At 43.9% G+C, this 19403-nt stretch carries 17 protein-coding genes; 2 read left to right on the plus strand and 15 right to left on the minus strand.

The features are described 5' to 3' along the window. From ispG to FTT64_RS10095, 15 genes are all read right to left on the minus strand, one after another. Entirely contained in the window at nucleotides 1–1122 is a 1122-nt protein-coding gene (gene ispG, locus FTT64_RS10025; RefSeq protein WP_005182396.1) for a flavodoxin-dependent (E)-4-hydroxy-3-methylbut-2-enyl-diphosphate synthase, read from the minus strand. Between the two features lie 22 nt (nucleotides 1123–1144). Then, a complete protein-coding gene (locus tag FTT64_RS10030) occupies nucleotides 1145–1933 on the minus strand; it encodes a helix-turn-helix domain-containing protein (RefSeq protein ID WP_127799074.1) in 789 nt (262 codons plus the stop codon). Continuing rightward, complete coding sequence (gene pilW / locus FTT64_RS10035) at nucleotides 1924–2721, minus strand: type IV pilus biogenesis/stability protein PilW (protein WP_104470591.1); 798 nt, start codon at nucleotides 2719–2721, stop codon at nucleotides 1924–1926. The genes FTT64_RS10030 and pilW overlap by 10 nt, the downstream gene beginning before the upstream one ends. A 35-nt stretch (nucleotides 2722–2756) precedes the next feature. Then, nucleotides 2757–3992: a 23S rRNA (adenine(2503)-C(2))-methyltransferase RlmN gene (gene rlmN, locus FTT64_RS10040; RefSeq protein WP_005182389.1), complete on the minus strand. Its 1236-nt coding sequence runs from the start codon at nucleotides 3990–3992 to the stop codon at nucleotides 2757–2759. Between the two features lie 122 nt (nucleotides 3993–4114). Then, nucleotides 4115–4546 carry a nucleoside-diphosphate kinase gene (gene ndk, locus FTT64_RS10045; RefSeq protein WP_005182388.1) on the minus strand — a complete coding sequence of 144 codons (432 nt, stop codon included), beginning with the start codon at nucleotides 4544–4546 and terminating at the stop codon, nucleotides 4115–4117. Between the two features lie 109 nt (nucleotides 4547–4655). After that, the gene (iscX, locus tag FTT64_RS10050) at nucleotides 4656–4856 is read right to left on the minus strand and encodes a Fe-S cluster assembly protein IscX (RefSeq protein WP_127799072.1); all 201 of its coding nucleotides are present in this window, start codon (nucleotides 4854–4856) and stop codon (nucleotides 4656–4658) included. Nucleotides 4857–4950: 94 nt separating this feature from the next. Continuing rightward, nucleotides 4951–5502: a phosphatase PAP2 family protein gene (locus FTT64_RS10055; protein ID WP_104470590.1), complete on the minus strand. Its 552-nt coding sequence runs from the start codon at nucleotides 5500–5502 to the stop codon at nucleotides 4951–4953. 32 nt (nucleotides 5503–5534) lie between these two features. Then, nucleotides 5535–6818, minus strand: coding sequence for a glycosyltransferase family 1 protein (locus tag FTT64_RS10060; protein ID WP_127799070.1), 1284 nt, complete (start codon nucleotides 6816–6818; stop codon nucleotides 5535–5537). A gap of 167 nt (nucleotides 6819–6985) precedes the next feature. After that, nucleotides 6986–7405, minus strand: coding sequence for a hypothetical protein (locus tag FTT64_RS10065; RefSeq protein WP_005182377.1), 420 nt, complete (start codon nucleotides 7403–7405; stop codon nucleotides 6986–6988). Nucleotides 7406–7419: 14 nt separating this feature from the next. Beyond that, nucleotides 7420–9720 carry a fimbria/pilus outer membrane usher protein gene (locus FTT64_RS10070; protein WP_168396727.1) on the minus strand — a complete coding sequence of 767 codons (2301 nt, stop codon included), beginning with the start codon at nucleotides 9718–9720 and terminating at the stop codon, nucleotides 7420–7422. Nucleotides 9721–9740: 20 nt separating this feature from the next. Continuing rightward, nucleotides 9741–10445 carry a molecular chaperone gene (locus tag FTT64_RS10075; RefSeq protein ID WP_005182375.1) on the minus strand — a complete coding sequence of 235 codons (705 nt, stop codon included), beginning with the start codon at nucleotides 10443–10445 and terminating at the stop codon, nucleotides 9741–9743. A 69-nt stretch (nucleotides 10446–10514) separates the two neighbouring features. Further along, on the minus strand, nucleotides 10515–11036 hold the full coding sequence (locus FTT64_RS10080; RefSeq protein WP_005182374.1) for a hypothetical protein: 522 nt from the start codon (nucleotides 11034–11036) through the stop codon (nucleotides 10515–10517). A gap of 1112 nt (nucleotides 11037–12148) precedes the next feature. After that, entirely contained in the window at nucleotides 12149–13165 is a 1017-nt protein-coding gene (gene ilvC, locus FTT64_RS10085) for a ketol-acid reductoisomerase (RefSeq protein WP_005182373.1), read from the minus strand. Nucleotides 13166–13269: 104 nt separating this feature from the next. Next, nucleotides 13270–13761 (minus strand): acetolactate synthase small subunit, encoded by a 492-nt coding sequence (gene ilvN, locus FTT64_RS10090; RefSeq protein WP_005182370.1) that lies wholly within the window; start codon nucleotides 13759–13761, stop codon nucleotides 13270–13272. Beyond that, on the minus strand, nucleotides 13758–15485 hold the full coding sequence (locus tag FTT64_RS10095; RefSeq protein ID WP_035363671.1) for an acetolactate synthase 3 large subunit: 1728 nt from the start codon (nucleotides 15483–15485) through the stop codon (nucleotides 13758–13760). The genes ilvN and FTT64_RS10095 overlap by 4 nt, the downstream gene beginning before the upstream one ends. Nucleotides 15486–16192: 707 nt before the next feature. Between FTT64_RS10095 and FTT64_RS10100 the strand changes: the two genes are divergently transcribed. Both FTT64_RS10100 and leuS read left to right on the plus strand, forming a co-directional pair. Continuing rightward, nucleotides 16193–16546 carry a DUF4124 domain-containing protein gene (locus FTT64_RS10100; protein WP_005182363.1) on the plus strand — a complete coding sequence of 118 codons (354 nt, stop codon included), beginning with the start codon at nucleotides 16193–16195 and terminating at the stop codon, nucleotides 16544–16546. Between the two features lie 127 nt (nucleotides 16547–16673). Continuing rightward, nucleotides 16674–19295 (plus strand): leucine--tRNA ligase, encoded by a 2622-nt coding sequence (gene leuS / locus FTT64_RS10105; protein WP_163146114.1) that lies wholly within the window; start codon nucleotides 16674–16676, stop codon nucleotides 19293–19295. Nucleotides 19296–19403: the final 108 nt, after the last annotated feature.

The raw sequence follows: 19403 nt of genomic DNA on the forward strand, positions 1-19403 counted from the left end.
CTACTCAGAAAAACCTGTGCGAATAATCTCTTTTGACTTAGCTTCTTCAAGCTCTTTAACACGTTGACGAACCATTGTTTCGATTTCATCAACCAATTGATTGGTATCAATTAAATGGCTCTTTTCACCATTACGATACACCAGTGAACGCGGACTTGCACCTACCACGCCAATATCAGCTTCTTTGGCTTCGCCCGGACCGTTAACTTTACAGCCAATCACCGACACATCCATTGGAGTGCGGACATCTTCCAGACGCTCTTCCAACATCTGCATGGCTTTAATCACGTTAAATTCCTGACGTGAACAGCTTGGGCAGGCAATGAAGTTAATGCCATTAGAACGCAGGCCGAGCGATTTTAAAATATCAAAGCCAATTTTGACTTCTTCTTCCGGCTCTGCTGCCAGGGAAATACGCATAGTGTCGCCAATGCCTTCCATCAGCAGGCCACCTAAGGCAATCGCTGATTTCACCGAACCGGTCCGATAGATTCCCGCTTCAGTCACACCTAAATGTAGCGGATTATCAATTTGCTGCGACAGCAAACGATAGGCATCCATGGTTAAAAATACATTCGATGCTTTCACCGAGACCTTAAATTCCTGGAAATCCAGACGGTCTAAAATATCAATATGGCGCATGGCCGATTCAAGCAAGGCTGCACCGGTCGGCTCGCCGTATTTTTTTTGAATATCTTTTTCCAGTGAACCGGCATTGACCCCAATCCGCATGGAAATATCATGATGTTTGGCCGCAGCCACCACTTCACGGATTTTCGCTTCCGAACCGATATTACCCGGGTTAATCCGCAGACAGTCAGCACCGAAATCGGCCACAGCCAAAGCAATTTTATAGTCGAAGTGAATATCAGCCACCAAAGGAACAGAGACCTGCTTACGGATTTCACCAAAAGCCTGTGCGGCTTCCATGCTTGGTACCGATACCCGCATGATGTCTGCACCAGCATCAACACAGCGCTGAATTTGCGCAACCGTTGCAGCGACATCACAGGTTTCGGTATTGGTCATACTCTGAATGCTGATTGGCGCATCACCGCCCACATAGACTGAACCGACACGAATTTTACGGGTTGGACGGCGTCGAATTGGATTCTCAATCATGATTTCGCTCTACTCTGTGCCATTAAGGCGACAAACGGAATTCCGCTTTGCCATTGACGGTATATGGAGACAATGAAATATTTTCATTGTTTAGACTTAATGACACTGCGGTTGCATCATCTAAACGAATCTGAAATGGTGCCTCACCAGTTAAATTCAAGCTGGACGCCTGACGGCCAGTGGCCAGCACCTTCCCGGTCGAATCCACAATATGAACCGACGTCGGACGATTAAAGCTTAAAGACAGCTGATCGCCGGTCACGGCACTGCTGTTGTCTAAATTAATAATTTCGACATCAGACATTGGCACAATATTCTGCTCAGTGTCGCTCGACTGCGAAGATGACCAGTTTTGCACGGCCGCGATGATAATCCAGATTAAGGCCAGTGCCACTACCGCCAGCGCAATACGTTTTAACCATTTGCGGTTACGGTCACGATTCGAGCCAGGCAGTTTGCCCATAATTTTAATTGGGGAATTATTCAGGGCATGATTCGGCAGCATGCCGGTATCATTGGCATAGATTTCATCAAAACGCTGGATGATACTGGTGGCATCGACTTTTAAATATTTGGCGTAGGTGCGGTAATAACCCTTGATAAAGGTCGCTTCAGGCAGTGACTTGTATTCATCCTGCTCCAGCGCCGTCAGGGTTTTGACCGGAATATTCAATTCTTGCGCCACATCTTCAAGCTCAAGCTTCTGATTTTGACGGATTTGACGCAGATACTCACCTGGGCGTTGGATATTTCCTAATGCATTGGGCGCTACATTTGTATTTGATTGCGGTGAATTAGGATTTACTTCCATACGGCCTCAGTACTGTGCTGTAATTGCAAATAACGTTGATATTCCTGGCTTTCAGGGAACAATGCCCGGAGCTGATTGACCAGCACCTGCTGTCCTAACTGATCGCCATTTGCACGCGCAACACGGATCCCAATCCATAAGGCACGCGCACCTTGATTTTTTTGTCCCACAGCACGCACAAACTGTTCATACATTCTGGATGCGGCAGGAGTCTGCTGGTTGAAATAAAAAATTTCCGCCAACTCTAACATTGAAACATAGGAGTCACGGTTTGCCTGCAGGGCCTGCTTGAATGATTTTTCAGCATTCGCCATATCGCCCAGTTTCAGGTAAATCCGCCCCACGTTTTCCAATGCACGAAAACGTTGATCATAACCGAGTGTTGCCCCGGCAATACTCAGCTGTTCAATGGCATCATTATAGCGTTCAACCTGATACAAATACGTACCATAGTTGTTACGCGCCTGCGCATTGTTCGGATCGGCAGAGATGGCACGCTTGAAATACGTATCGGCCTTCTCCAGATTCAGCTTGCTACCTTCTTGCTGTAGCAGCACGCCCATCATCATATTGGCCATAGAATCACGCGAATCTGTTTCCAGTGCCTGATCCAGGGCACGTTTGGCCGAGTCTAAATCACCCGATTTTAAATACTCGGCCGCCAGCTGGGTACGCACCTGAATTGCCTTTTCCGGATCTTTCGGACTTAAAGTAGGAGTTGTGGTTTGACAGCCGGTGCTCATCCATGCAGCCACACACAATGTGCTGATGGTTGTGAATTTATACATCAACTTAGTCAATGGACCTCTCCCCCTAAATTTAATTATCCTTGAGAGCGCATAATTTCATTTCGCTCTGCAACTTTCTTTTTCCATTGTTCCGCACGACGGGTACGGTCTGCCACCTGTCCCACCAGCTGGCCACACGCAGCATCAATATCATCACCGCGTGTCTGACGAATCGTACACACAAATCCGGCATCAGACAAAGTTTTTTGGAAAGAAATAATCCGGTTCCGGCTTGAACGGCCATATGGCGCATGCGGGAACGGGTTAAACGGAATTAAATTGATTTTGCTTGGCAGGTCTTTGAGCAGCTTGATCATCTCTTTGGCATGTTCAATGCTGTCATTCACGCCATCGAGCATGACATATTCAATGGTCACGTGCTTACGCGCACTTTCGTTGCCATCTTTTTTGATATAACGCTGGCAGGCTGCAATCAGCTGTTCCAGTGGATATTTCTTGTTGATTGGCACCAGCTCATTGCGCAGTTCATCGTTGGTGGCGTGTAAAGAAATCGCCAGCGCGACATCAATATCTTCAGCCAGCTGGTCAATTTTTGGCACTACACCCGAGGTCGACAGCGTTACACGGCGTTTTGACATGCCATAGGCGAAGTCATCCAGCATAATACGCATCGAGTTTAAGACCGCATCATAGTTCAGCAGCGGCTCGCCCATGCCCATCATCACCACGTTCGTCACCGAACGCTCACGCTCTGCAACCGGCACATCTTCCATATAGGAATAGTTGGCCATCCACAGCTGACCAATAATTTCAGCTTGGGTCAGGTCACGTTGAAAGCCCTGTTTACCGGTTGAACAGAATGAACAGTCCAGCGCACAGCCAACTTGTGAAGAAATACACAAGGTCTTACGTGAGCCAGTTTTATCTTCCGCAGGAATCAGCACGGTTTCAACCAAGGAACCCGCACCATCACCAACACGGAACACCCATTTACGCGTACCATCTTTAGAATAGTTTTTATGCACCACATCTGGCGCTTTAATTTCACATATCTGTTCCAGTTTTGCGCGCAACTTGCCTGAAATATTGGTCATTTCGGCAAAATCAGTCACGAAATACTGGTGAATCCATTTCATCACCTGGCCGGCACGAAATTTCTTCTCGCCTAAATCTTCGAAGAATTTTTCCAGCTCAGCACGCGACATGCCCAGTAAATTCACTTTCTGCACAGAAGTTGATTGCGCTGGAGTGGACAAAGATTGTTGCTGCTCATCAGATGTTGCAGATGAAGCGACCACTTCATTACTCATGTGTATTACCTAAATCATGTCTGAGGATGAAAGGAGATGCTCAAGATCTGAGCGAGGGATTATTCAGAGAATAAAAAAACCAGATAAGTATAATAACACTTATCTGGTTTGAATACTGCGTATTAACGAGTACGTGGAGCAATCTCAGTTTGAGCGAAGAAGTAGTTAACTTCACGGTCAGCAGATGCTACAGAGTCAGAACCGTGAGCAGCGTTTTCGTCGATGCTTACAGCGAAGTCTGCACGGATAGTGCCAGGAGCCGCTTCTTTAGGGTTAGTTGCGCCCAGGATTTCACGGTGAGCAAGAACTGCGTTTTCACCTTCAAGAACTGAAACAACAACTGGACCAGAAGTCATGAACGCAACTAAGTCAGCGAAGAAACCACGTTCTTTGTGCTCAGCGTAGAAGCCTTCAGCTTCAGCTTGAGTCAAGTGTTTCATTTTAGTTGCAACGATTTTAAGACCCGCTTTTTCAAAACGCGCGAAGATTTCGCCGATTACGTTTTTAGCAACTGCGTCTGGTTTAACGATAGATAATGTACGTTCGATAGCCATGATTGGCTCCTTAAAGTCAAAGTTGACAGAAATTTTGCCGCATTATACCGAAAAATGGGCTTTTTTCTGCGTTTAATCTGTAAAAAAAATCGGTTTTTTGAAGTCGCTGTTAACGTGCTTCGTCAATCCATGCCATTTGAATGGCTTCTAACAGACCTTCGGTTGACTTGGTCGGATCATCTTCAAAATCTGAAAGTGCACAAACCCAGGCATGCAGGTCAGTAAAACGGATCCATTGCGGATCGACATCTGGATGTGCTTCATACAGTTCAATGGCGATATCGATGCTATCTGTCCAACGTAAACCCATGTCTATTCCTAAGGCAATTTAGTGTGATGCACTACTTTAGCAAATTTTGCAAATGCTGTACCAGCTTTGACAGGCCGTACCGCCGGTGAATGGGCTATAGCGCAATTTCCAGATACGGCGCAGCCGAAATAATGCCGCTGGCCACCACACCGCCAATCAGTGCACCGACCGCCACATCACTTGGATAATGCAGCCCCAGCACCATACGTGATAGCGCCACCAGAATGGTAAAAGGTAACATCAACACCAGCAGTAGCGGCTGAATATAGCCCAGCACTGTGGTAATCATGACCGCGTGCAAAGTGTGACCGGAAGGAAAACTAAAGTGATCAAGCGGACGCTCGCCCAAGCGAATCACCTGATGTACCTGATAAGGACGGGGACGCACGGTTTTGCTTTTAAGCAGTTTATAGATGCCCGTACCGACCGATCCACCTAACAGCAAGTAGATAATCTGCAATCCATACAGCAGGCCCTGCCATAACCAGACCGTGGCCAGCATGACATACCAGAATAAACCGTCGCCTAAGCGGCTCACCACTTTAAAGAAATAAGCCACCCGTTCGGAGTGGGAAAAATGATTGAGATACAAACAGCCTTTCAAGTCGAGATCAAGTATTCTTATTTTTGCATTTTTAAGTTTCATTCTATGCTCTCCTTTAAGCTTGAGCTTAAAATCTAGGTCGTCATATGCGACTCCTGCACCACCCGATAAAGTGCCTGTTCAAATTGTTGGATCGGATATTGCCAGCCGATATGCTGGGTAGATTCACGGGCTTTTTTACCCATCTGTCTTAATACTTTTGCGCTTGGCAACTGATAAATCGAACGCATAATTCCGGCGACATCACCCAGTGGACTAAGCCAGCCGGTTTCATCTTGCTTGACATGCAAATTGGCGCAGGCATAGTCATACGCCACAACTGGCAAGCCACTGGCCATGGCTTCAAGCACCACATTGCCAAAGGTTTCTACCTGACTGGCAAAGACAAACACATCTGCACTGGCATAAGCTTCAGCCAGTTTTTGCCCGCTTAAGCTGCCCATAAAAATGACCTCGCCATCGGTGTTCAGCCCTTCCAGACGTTTCAGGTCTGGGCCATCGCCTACCACCACCAGCTTGGTTGGATATTTGGCAATGGCCTGCATGGCCCGATAGGCATCAATCACCACGTTCACTTCTTTTTCTGGCGACACCCGGCCCACATAAATCAGCACCCGGGTCTGTTCATCGGCGCCCCAACGTAAACGTAAGGCTTCTGAACGATGTTGCGGTGAGAACCTGTCGACGTCGACCCCACGACCAACGACCACCAGTGGGCCTTCCACACCAAACTGGCGTAAAGACTGCTCGGTATCAGTACTAGGCACACAGGTCAGTTGCGTATTGTTATGGAACCAGCACAGATAACGCTGGATCGGTTTAACCAGAAAAGCCAGGTCAAAAAAGCGGCTAAAGTCCTGAAAGGCAGAGTGAAAACCGCTAGATACCGGAATCTGCTTGGATTTTGCCACCTGTAAAGCAGCCAGACCCAGCGGCCCTTCGGTCACCACATGCACGATATCTGGCTCAAACTCATCCATGGCGGTAGAGAGTTTATACAGCTGTGGCCAGCCAAACTGCAGATGGCCATATTTCGGAATAGACTGCGCCTTGACCAGACATTCTTTGTTGGGACTAAAATCGGTACAAGGTTGTTTTTGTTCAGGACGAATCAGTAGAATTTTGTGTCCCAGTTTTTGCAATCCTTTGCACAGTTGTAATAATGAATTGGCCACACCATTAATTTCTGGCGGCCAGGTTTCTGTCACTAACGCAATTCTTAAACGAGGTCGCACCAGCTCTTCAATTTCAATAACTTCATTAATCGCGTTTTTTTGTTTTTCCTGTTTAAAATAAAATTTAAAATTCTCAGGAATATTAGGCGACTTTAATACCAGTGTGCGTGAAGACGCTGACATCCGCGTATTCCTCTGTTGTTGTTGTCTGCCCAGCATAATCCTTACAGTTTGCAGTTTTATGATAAATTCATGAAATTAATTTCATACATGTATCAAACTCGTGGTATTGCACCCGCCTGGTTAGAGCCTTGGAAAAATATTCGATATTTCCAATATTTAAAGCATAATTAAAACATCAAATTAATATATAGACTGTCCCGGTATACACCGGCAGGTGTTCTTGCCGTTGGACGTTCCATTAATTGAACCAACACCACAAATTTATCTTGACCAGTAGGGGCCTGACTAAGCGGAACATTCCAGCGTGAAGAACTGGCGCCACTAATATTCATCTGGGTTCTGAGCTTATAATTCTTCTCATTCACCAGATAACTGCTGCCTGTACTATTCACCAGATTTCGGCTATTAAATTTAATAGCATAACGACTATCACAATTCACCGAAAAGGAAGTCGCAGCCTGACTTAAATAAGAGGCATTCAAATTCAATTGGGTTGCCGTTAAACGCTCAATTTGGCATTGTCTCGCATGTGCCAGAGACAGACTGCTGCTGATACAACAGACTAAAAACAGTACACTCGCTTTCATCACCCCTACTCCTTTTATTTACACACAAGTTCAACCGGTACAGTTATATCTTGTGCCTGAGCTGAAACCTGTAATACAGCGCTACAGGTTTGCGCCTCTCGGGTTTTAATCCGGACACTATAATTCCCTGGAATCAAGCCATATAAAGTGACCGTTCCATCCGAACCAATCGGATAAACCTCGCCACCTTCATTGTTAATATGCAGCTCTGATCCCGGTACAAAACTGCGATTTTGGACATCTACCGGCCGGATACGAACCTGTTTAGCATGGAAAACCGGGAAATTGATTTTGTAGCCGCGCTGGTTTAACGCGGTAATTTGTTTACTTGAATAAAGAATTTTATCTTCGATAGGTAACTGATTTTCATCAAAGGCAATGTCGTATTTCACATAAGGAATAATGTCATGCACAAAGGCATAGCCGTCTTTGTTGGTTTTATCGACATAAACCAGTGAGCGTAGAATATCAATATCTTGATAATCCCCGACTTTGACCAAACCAAAAGCATGTTCAACAATTTTGGTAAAACTTAGCTGATTACCCAACCAGACAACAGCACCACGATAAGCCAGTTGCGAGTCACGCGTTTCCTTGCCCTGAACATGGTAAAAATCTAGATCACCCACCTTGGTTTTCAGCAGGCCATTTACATTATAAAGTGTGTCATCATTGCGATGATTCACACCGACAGCATAGTCAAAGCCGACCTGACTCGAGTCACTTTTTACCAGCTGCAGGTTGGTGTTCTGGTCTGCAGACTGACTAAAATAGACGGATTTATCATTATCAAAATTATAACTAAGAGATAATATCCCGCCAGAATCTTTACGATCGCCAAAGGCATTGAAATAACTGAGCCCGACAGCAAATTGGCGTCCAAAATTCCGGTTAAATCCAACATTGATCACCCGCTGGTTCTGCTGTTCAAATTCAGGATGATCATAGTATTTCTGTTCAGCATAGTTCAGATTAATATTGTGCACATAAGGCACATTGGTCAGCCCTAAATACACCAGATTTTCAAATTTTGGATAATTCGAAACATTGTCCAGATCATCGCCTAAAAACTTAAAATCCCGTTCGGTATACTTGGAACTGGCACCCAGTGAAAAATTCCCGAAATCTTTGCTGGCGGATAAACCATAGGAATAGTTCATCTGATTTCGGTCATCATGCGAGGCCATGATCACACTGTCTACAATTAAAATATTACTGATGGCCTGAGTCCACATAACCCCCGCATTCTGAATATCTTCACTATAGGACAGATTGGTTCCCAGGGTGGTTGCGTTAGACAGTCCCCTGCGGTAAAAGCCATTAACAAAGAAATCCCGATAATCGCTACTGTCCAGATTGTAGTTATAACGCAGCTTACCTAAGGCAATATTATATTCATCTAGGCCATCACGTAATAAACGGTTAGTGACCAGCACCGGAAAAGTTTGCACACTGCGATTACCTAAAACATCTTCAACTACAATTTGTGCCTCACCCGCCTGCTGAATTTGCGCCCCTGTTTCCAGCATGTAATCACCCGGGCTGACTTTCTGGCTATAAATGCTCACCCCGTTAATAAACAGCTCAACAGTAGATGGAATACGCGCGCTACCCTGTAAGGTTGGAATATTCCAATAGACAAAACTTGGACGCTCGGTGTAGTTGGTTCCCCAGTTTAAACCGGCAAAACGCAAAGAGTTAATTAACGGGTTATAGGTTGTTGTGGTGTCGCCCAGGGTTAGACGGGTCATGCTTTCCGGAAATTCCAGATCAAAACTGCTATTTAAACGTACCACCTGCTCCTCGACAGAGGTATTCTGATACAGCACCGAATTCTTGAGAATCCAGTAATCTTTAAAGATCCCCAACTCGGCCAGACCACTATAAGCTTCATTTGAATCGCTGTTGGCATAGACCCAGTCATAATTCATAAAGCCACCAAAACTGGCTTTTTCAGGAATCACTTTCTGGTTAAAAACGTTTAAATCGGATTGAAAATAGTGAGTGGGGATGGTTAATTTAATGGACTGCGATGAACTATCAAAAACCGCTTGAATATCGCCTTCACTGACCAGACAGAAATCCGCACGCTGCTGATGTTTCTTTAACTTTTGCACTTGAATTTGCCGTTCGGACAGCACATCACAACCCATATAATAATGCTGCCCTTCTGTGATTAAAATAATATCAGTATGATGATCAAGTTCATTAATCCACAGATTGGCAAGACTTTCTTCTATCGGATTTTCATTCGCATTCGCTGCGAAGCTAAATAAAATATGAACAACAATAAACCACCGATTTTTTATATTCATCGCAAATTCCCCTTATACCGCTAGTCCGAGAATTTAAGCTCCACCATGTTATCGTTCTTATCCGTAAAAAATTGGACAGTATACTTTTTTGGATCTGCAATCTTGGTTCCATTTAACTCATAGCTGTAATTCATTTTGGCCAATAAGTAAGCCATAGTATCGGCCTTAAACACTTCCTTCTTATTGGCATCAACAATCTTCAAATTATTAATCTGAACATGCGAATTGGCCTGATTTTGTGCAACCAGCCGGTTATTCTCAATATTAAATTTAACGTTCGTATCTTCCTGCTTACCGACAAATAAAGGCAGGTTAAAGCTGAGCAGAAAGTTAACTGAGGTTTCTTTCACGGCCTGTGGAATTTCTTCCACCAGAATGCGCCATGCACCCTCCTGATTACCGGTGAGTACCGACTCTAAAGGACGATTAAAACCAACACGGATAGTCTGTTTGCCATTCGGCTGCAGAATAAAGTTTTTGGGATTTAAAATAAGGGTGTCATCTGGTACCAAAACATTCTCACCATTGCCTTGTTGCGTCCATTTAAAGGCTTTAATTTCAAAAATTTTTGCTTCAGTTTCATCTGTAGATTCTAAAGTAAGCGTTGTGGTTCTTTGTTTAGCCTGACTGTTGATATACATCTGAACCGGATCAATAGAAACACCTGCATAACTTGCAGATACATAACACAGCGATGAAACTAAAAAGGCTATTATTTTTTTCATATTATTCCCCAGCTTTTATAACGAAAAAGCCTAACTTGGTCCGAAGACCAAGTTAGGCGAAACACTAAATTAGTAGAACACTTTGATTTTATAAGTGTCTGAATATGTACCTGCACGCTGGAATGGAGCTACTGCCGAGTTAGTAACCGAAACAGTATAGACATCATCTGCTAGACCAGCATGGTTACTGCTACCCCAAGCAATCGCACCACCACCTGTTTTTGTTGTTGTGATTGTAGTTGGAATACGTACTGTGCCATCATCTTCATGCTTAACATATGTACTTGCATTGGTACCATTGTTTGCAGTTGTAATATTTAATACATAGTGAGTATTACTTCTTACTGTATAGTTAGATGTTTTGGTACCACCGGCTTTGCTCAACTCAATTGCTGATCCGCCTTTAATTTCACATTTTTTTGGAACTTCTAGTTTAATTGGAATATCTTTTTCACAACCTAAAGTTGTACAGCTATTCCAGTTATGTTTACCGCCTGGTTTACCAGCTGTTTCAGCTTCTGTTGCATAAATTGCTGATGAGCAAGTACCTGCAAATAATACCGCCATAGCTGTTTTAATTAATGTAGACATGTCGTGTTTCTCCATAACTTTAATATAAGAACCATTTTTCTAATCACTCACCCAAACCAGAATGTCTTTAGACTGATTAAAACCCGATCCTGAGCAAGTCCTTTTATTGTAGGTATTCCACAGAAAAAACCATCTATACGGGATTTTTCACACAAGACTAAGTGTTTATTTTTTAAAATTATTTTTCTTTTTTAATCGACTGTTTTTGGACTAATTCTCTTTTTTTGGTGACCCAAATTCTCCTTGCTACTTGGGTCACTATTTTTAGGGATTTTTTTCTACCTAGTTTTTTAAGATAAAAACAAATAGATGTTTTTTATAAAAAATATTAAATACCCTTAATAAACATTCCTTTACATTTATTACATTTTTTTTTAGTTTCCCTCGAAATATTAGAATTTTCCACCAAAAATTAGTTGAAATTTCACATATTCTTAAGAAGCCTGACAATTTAAACAGATTATTTGATTGTTATTTTAAATATAAAATACTTAGTAATAGGGATAGCCTTATTCAATAAACTGTTAGGGAGAAATAATAAAATACATAAACCCCATCAGAAAAAACCAAAGCAGCCCAATCTGTTTTATTCCTGATTCATTTTTTACTTTTTTCGCATTTATTCATTTTTCACTCGACTTTTAATCTGAGTAAAAAATAATTCTTCTAAATAAAAGTATTTTTCAGCCAATTTAGTGACCCAGCGTGATTAGCCATCTCACTCAGTACAGTAGTTATTTTTGGGGCAGATGATCTGGCAGCGACGTCAAAGCAGCACTTTAAGTGAAGCGTAAGAAGTAAAAAACAGTGTTTTGTATGAAGTACAAGGAAGAAAAGCACTCCTTTGAATGAAGCAAGGCACACAATATTAAATGTAAAAAAACCACTCTAGTGAGTGGGTCTTCGCGTTCAAATCAAATGATTCGAGAAATTAGTTCTTTTCTTTGTCTACGATTTTGTTTGCTTGAATCCAAGGTACGAAAAGTAAGGGAAAGCATTGCTTTGCCTTACTTTGAGGCACGGAAGTTAACTTAACTCAGTAAGCTCTATTTTTAAATGACATAAAAAAGCCCCTGTGAAACACAAGGGCTTTTTGGCTCAGAAATTAGAACTTAGTTCTTTTCTTTATCAACGATTTTGTTTGCTTGAATCCAAGGCATCATCGCACGCAATTTAGCACCAGTTACTTCGATACCGTGAGCAGCATTTTGACGACGACGAGCAGTCATAGATGGGTAGTTCAACGCACCTTCCTGGATGAACATCTTCGCGTATTCACCAGATTGAATACGTTTAAGCGCATTACGCATTGCTTCACGAGACTGTTCGTTGATGACTTCAGTACCTGTTACGTATTCGCCGTATTCAGCGTTGTTTGATACAGAGTAGTTCATGTCCGCGATACCGCCTTCGAACATTAAGTCAACGATCAATTTAAGTTCGTGTAGACATTCGAAGTAAGCCATTTCAGGCGCATAACCCGCTTCAACCAGAGTTTCGAAGCCCATTTTAACCAGTTCAACTGCACCACCACAAAGAACCGCTTGCTCACCGAACAGGTCAGTTTCAGTTTCTTCACGGAAAGAAGTTTCGATGATACCTGTACGGCCACCACCTACGCCTGAAGCGTAAGAAAGTGCAAGGTTACGTGCGTTACCAGAAGCATCTTGATGAATCGCGATAAGATCAGGAACACCTGAACCACGTTGGTATTCAGAACGTACAGTGTGACCAGGTGCTTTAGGTGCAACCATGATTACGTCTAAGTCAGCACGTGGAACAACTTGGTTATAAAGAACAGAGAAACCGTGAGCAAATGCTAAAGTCGCGCCTTGCTTGATGTTTGGCTCAATCACGTCACGATAAAGTTGCGCTTGGAACTCGTCTGGAGTCAAGATCATCACCACGTCAGCTTGTGCAACTGCAGCAGGAACTTCAGCAACTTTAAGACCTGAATTTTCAGCTTTTTTCCAAGAAGCTGAACCAGCACGTAAACCAACAGTTACGTCAACGCCAGAATCTTTAAGGTTAAGCGCATGCGCGTGACCTTGTGAACCGTAACCAATGATCGCTACTTTCTTAGATTGGATGATAGATAAGTCGCAGTCTTTATCGTAAAAAATTTGCATTGCTGTCTCCGCTTAAATGCTTTTGATTCCTGTCCGCTAGGGCAATTTCATTATTCAGCTTGCTAGCGCCTCTCCCAGCCGGGAGAGATGAATTCGTTGTTAAATTAAATAGTTAAAACTTTTTCGCCACGTGCGATACCCGATACGCCTGAACGCACCACTTCCAGAATGGTGTTCTCAGCCAACGCATCAATAAAGCCATCAAGCTTTTCTGTGGTACCGGCAATTTGAATGGTATAGGTCGTTGGTGTCACATCGACCACCTGACCACGGAAAATATCGGCAGTACGCTTGATTTCATCACGTGCTGAACCCAGTGCCTTGACTTTAATCAGCATCAGTTCACGTTCAATATGCGCACCTTCAGACAAATCTACCACTTTGACCACTTCAACCAGCTTGTTCAGCTGCTTGGTAATCTGCTCAATTTTGTGGTCATCACCATAAGTAGTGAGTGTCAAACGTGACAAAGTCGGGTCTTCAGTCGGTGCTACGTTCAGCGTCTCAATGTTATAACCACGTTGAGAGAACAAGCCCACTAAACGAGAAAGCGCACCAGCTTCGTTTTCAACGAGAACGGAAATAATGTGTCTCATTCTGTACGCTCCCCTTTTCCTAACCACATATCTTTCATGGACTGACCGGCAATCTGCATCGGATAAACGTGTTCAGTACGGTCAACCATCACGTTAATAAATACACATTTATCATTGATGGCCATGGCCTCAGCCAACTTCGATTCAAGCTCATCGGCATGGTCAATCTGGATTCCCACGTGACCATACGCTTCCATCAGCTTGGCAAAGTCAGGTAAAGACTCTACATATGAGCTTGAGTGACGACCTTCATAGTTCATATCTTGCCACTGTTTTACCATACCCAAGGCACGGTTATTCAGGCACAGAATTTTCACGTTTAAGCCGTATTGCTTACAGGTCGACAGCTCCTGGATACACATCTGGATGGATGCTTCACCAGTAATACACACCACCTGCTGGTCTGGATATGCCAGTTTCGCAGCCATTGCATAAGGCAAACCTACACCCATGGTGCCCAAGCCACCCGAGTTGATCCATTGACGTGGGCGCTTGTATTTGTAGTAAAGCGCACCAAACATCTGATGCTGACCAACGTCAGAAGTAATAATGGCCTCACCATTAGTCACTTTATCTAAAGCTTCCACCACCTGTTGTGGCTTCATGGTGCCATCAGTTGGCTTTTCATATTTCAAACCATGAACTTTACGCCATTCATTGATCTGCTCCCACCATGCTGCAATCGCTTCAGGATTTGGCTTCGACACATTCATCTGTTTCAGCTGTACCAGCATCTCCTGGAGTACAGGTTCAACTGCGCCCACAATTGGAATGTGCGCCATGATGGTTTTAGAAATTGTTGCCGGGTCAATATCAATATGAATGACTTTAGCATTCGGACAGAATTTTGCCGGATTGTTGGTGACACGGTCATCGAAACGCGCACCGACACACAGAATCACGTCTGCATTGTGCATGGCCATGTTGGCTTCATAGGTACCGTGCATACCGAGCATGCCGATGAATTGCGGATCATCACCCGGGAATGCGCCCAAGCCCATTAAGGTATTGGTCACAGGATAACCCAGAATATGCGCCAACTCAGTTAACTGTGCTGCGGCATTGCCCTGCACCACACCACCGCCTGAATAAATCACTGGACGTTTGGCATGAATCAGTTCATCAATCGCTTTACGGATTTGACCTGAGTGACCACGATGTGGTGGTTGATACGAACGCATCTTCACTTTTTCAGGATATTCGTAGGCAAATTTTTCTGCCGGATTGGTCGCATCTTTTGGAATATCAACCACAACCGGACCAGGACGGCCAGATGACGCGATATAGAATGCTTTTTTAATAATTGATGGAATTTCGCTGGCATGACGCACCTGGAAACTGTGTTTTACGATTGGTCGGGAAATCCCCACCATATCGGTTTCCTGGAACGCATCTTCACCAATTAAATGAGAAGCAACCTGACCTGACAGAATCACCATTGGAATGGAGTCCATATAGGCTGTTGCAATTGGGGTAACGGTGTTAGTTGCACCTGGACCTGAAGTCACCAGCACCACACCGGTCTTACCGGTTACGCGCGAGTAAGCATCAGCCATATGGCCTGCTGCCTGTTCATGGCGCACAAGGTAATGATTGATTTTGTCTTGTTGAAAGAACGCGTCGTAAATGTGTAAAACGGCGCCGCCTGGGTATCCAAATACATGTTCAACGCCTTCGTCCGCTAATGCACGAACGAGCATTTCACCACCAGATAAAAGTTCCAACGTGATTCACCCTAATCTTAATCACTGCGAAATGGGAGGCATTTGCAGCGTTTCATTAATTCATTGTTGCACTGTTATAGCACACATATTTCATAGTTTTCATCGCAATAGGAAAAATTTGTGATCTGATTGCTGATTGAGCAATATGAGATCTAAAAACATGTTGGGATAAACACGTTTCACAGCTTTGTTCAGCTTCTCGGCTAGAGAAGTTGCCCATTGCATGACATGACACTTATTCGAAGGGTGATCGATCTAAGGCATATAAAACTAAAGACAGCATTTTTGTAGTTTCGTCCCCTAAAGTCAAGTTTAAAAATTGGCTTTTTTCCTAAACTTGGCTGTGTGCCTGTTTTTTAAACATATCTGGTTTTCAAGCATTACATAGAAAAATTTAAATTTCCGTTATAAAACATGATATTTCATGTGCTTGCCTTTATTTCACATAAATTTTAAATATAAAATACATAAAAAAAATGAATGAATTTTATTAAATAAAAAATCGTTTATTTATAATTCACCCATCAAAATGGATCATTCTGCAGCAGTAAAATGGTTATTTCAGATACAACAGCCGAGGATATTCAGGCGCAGATTCATGCTGTTATTTTTCATCTTCCAGCCTAAAAATTAATCAACTTTGGCGCCAATTATTGCTAAGATAAACGCGCAGATTGATCAGCTGAATACAGCATGAGGATAACAAGATGAATCGCTCTATTTTAACTTGGGGATTATGTTCAGTAGTCGCACTGGCCAGCGCCAATGTGATGGCCAAACAGTACTACAAATGGGTCGATGCCAATGGTTCAACCCATTACACCACCACCCCGCCACCGAAAAATGCCAAGAAACACGGCAAAGTCGATACTTACGGCTGGCGCAACTCTGCCCCAACGACTTCAGCGCAAACGGCGGCAGCGAATAATACGCACAGTCCAACCACAGCACAGACAGCGAACACGCCAGCAACCGCTCCCGAGATGGATTCACAGCAACGTGAAGCCAATGCTGCCCTGCAGCAAGCCCAACAGGAACGTGCCAATCCGCAAGTTTTTTAAGTTTCTGCTTGCTCTGGCCCGATCAGTTAAATTTTTCCAGCAGAAACCGCCGCGCAAAATTCACTTTTCGCTGCATTTTGCGCTATGCTGTGCAACAAACTTTTAACCGTAATTCATTAATCCGTTTATGACTACTCATATTGACCCTGAATATCAAGCCAGTGCGATTGAACCTCAAGTCCAAAGCGACTGGGAAACTCGTAAAGCCTTTAAAGTTGCCGACACTGTAGAAGGTCCACGTCGTTATATCCTCTCGATGTTCCCTTACCCAAGTGGCAAACTGCATATGGGTCATGTGCGTAACTATACGATTGGTGACGTGATCAGCCGTTTCCACCGCTTAAAAGGCGAAACTGTACTGCAACCGATGGGTTGGGATGCCTTCGGTCTTCCTGCTGAAAATGCCGCGATTGCGCATCAAGTTGCACCGGCAAAATGGACTTTTGAAAACATTGATTACATGCGTAATCAATTGAAAAAGCTTGGCCTTGCCGTGGATTGGGATCGTGAATTTGCCACTTGCACACCAGAATACTATCGCTGGGAACAATGGTTATTCGTTCAGCTTTATAAAAAAGGCTTGATCTACCGTAAACTTTCAACGGTGAACTGGGATCCAGTGGATCAAACCGTACTTGCCAACGAACAGGTTGAAAATGGTCGTGGCTGGCGTTCAGGTGCATTGGTTGAAAAACGTGATATTCCAATGTACTACTTCCGCATTACTGACTATGCGCAAGAATTACTGGACGATTTAGACACGCTGAAAGACGGTTGGCCACAACAAGTGTTAACCATGCAACGTAACTGGATTGGTCGCTCACAGGGTATGGAAATTACTTTCCCTTCAGCGAATCCAGACGTGTATGCAGATGGCTTAACAGTCTTCACAACACGTGCCGACACCTTAATGGGTGTGACTTATGTTGCTATTGCAGCAGAACATCCGATGGCGTTAAAAGCGGCTGAAACGAATCCAGAACTTGCTGCATTTATCGAAGAATGTCGTATGGGTTCAGTTGCAGAAGCGGATCTTGCCACTGCTGAGAAGAAAGGCATGGCAACAGGTCTTTCTGTAAAACACCCTGTGACTGGTGAAGAAGTTCCTGTTTGGATCGCAAACTATGTGCTGATGTCATACGGTTCAGGTGCGGTGATGGCAGTGCCTTCACACGATGAACGTGACTTCGAATTTGCCAATAAATATGGCCTCACCATCAAACAAGTGATTGATGCCAAAGGCGCTGATGATGCAGACTTTGATGCAACTCAGTGGCAAGAATGGTACGGCTCGAAAGAAGGCAAACTGGTTAATTCAGGTGAATTTGACGGTTTAGACTTCCAGGGTGCATTTGATGCATTCTTGGCAAAACTTGAACCACAAGGTCTTGCCAATGTCAAAGTTCAATTCCGTTTACGCGACTGGGGTGTATCTCGTCAGCGTTATTGGGGTTGTCCAATTCCAATGATTAACTGTGACACTTGTGGTCAAGTGCCAGTGCCTGAAGATCAACTTCCGGTTGTACTTCCGACTAATGTTGTGCCTGATGGTTCAGGTAACCCACTCAATAAAATGCCTGAGTTCTACGAAACCAAATGTCCATGCTGTGGTGGCGACGCACGTCGTGAAACAGATACATTGGATACCTTCGTAGAATCTTCTTGGTACTATGCACGTTATGCTTCTCCAGACTTTACAGATGGCATGGTGAAACCTGAAGCGGGTCAAACCTGGTTGCCTGTGAACCAATACATCGGTGGTGTGGAACACGCGATTCTGCACTTGTTATATGCACGTTTCTTCCACAAATTGATGCGTGACGAAGGCGTGGTACAAGGCAACGAACCATTCACCAACTTGTTAACACAAGGTATGGTACTTGCGGATACCTATTACCGTGAAGCGGAATCAGGTAAGAAAACTTGGTTCAACCCTGCCGACATCGAACTTGAAAAAGACGAAAAAGGTCGTATCACGTCTGCGAAATACAAAGGTGATGGTCAAGACGTCATTGTTGGCGGCCAAGAAAAAATGTCGAAATCGAAAAATAACGGGATCGACCCACAAGCGATTATTGACCAATACGGCGCAGATACGGCTCGTGTATTCATGATGTTTGCAGCCCCTCCTGATCAATCTCTTGAATGGTCTGATGCTGGTGTTGAAGGTGCAAACCGCTTCTTGAAACGTGTATGGCGTTTAGCGACAGGTTTCCTTGAACAAGGTAACACTGCTTCAAACATCGACAAAGCTGCGCTTTCTACAGCAGCGCAAGACTTACGTCGTAAAACCCATGAAACCATCCAAAAAGTGGGTGATGACATCGAACGTCGTCATGCATTTAACACTGCCATTGCAGCGATGATGGAGCTTCTAAATGCAAACAACAAGTTTGAAGCGAAAGATGACAATGACGTGGCTGTGGCTCGTGAATCCATCACCACACTTCTGACTTTGCTGGCACCATTTGCACCACACTTAAGCCAGACTTTATTGGCTCAGTTTGGCATTGAGTTAACCTCTGCTCAATTCCCGACTGTGGATGAATCTGCATTAACACGTAATACCCAAACCATCGTGGTTCAGGTGAATGGTAAGCTTCGTGGCAAACTTGAAGTGTCTGTCGATGCATCGAAAGATGACATTTTGGCACAAGCAAAAGCATTACCTGAAGTTCAACAATTCTTGACCGGTCCAACCAAGAAAGAAATTGTGGTGCCGAATAAGTTAGTGAATTTGGTGGTTTAATTCCTTAGGTTCCCTCTCCTCTCAGGAGAGGGTTAGGGAGAGGTGAAATATTAAAAGCACCCTCATCCTAACCTTCTCCCAAAGGGAGAAGGGAATATAAAGGAACAA

The sequence above is a fragment of the Acinetobacter sp. Q186-3 genome, assembly GCF_013420655.1.
Taxonomy (GTDB): domain Bacteria; phylum Pseudomonadota; class Gammaproteobacteria; order Pseudomonadales; family Moraxellaceae; genus Acinetobacter; species Acinetobacter indicus.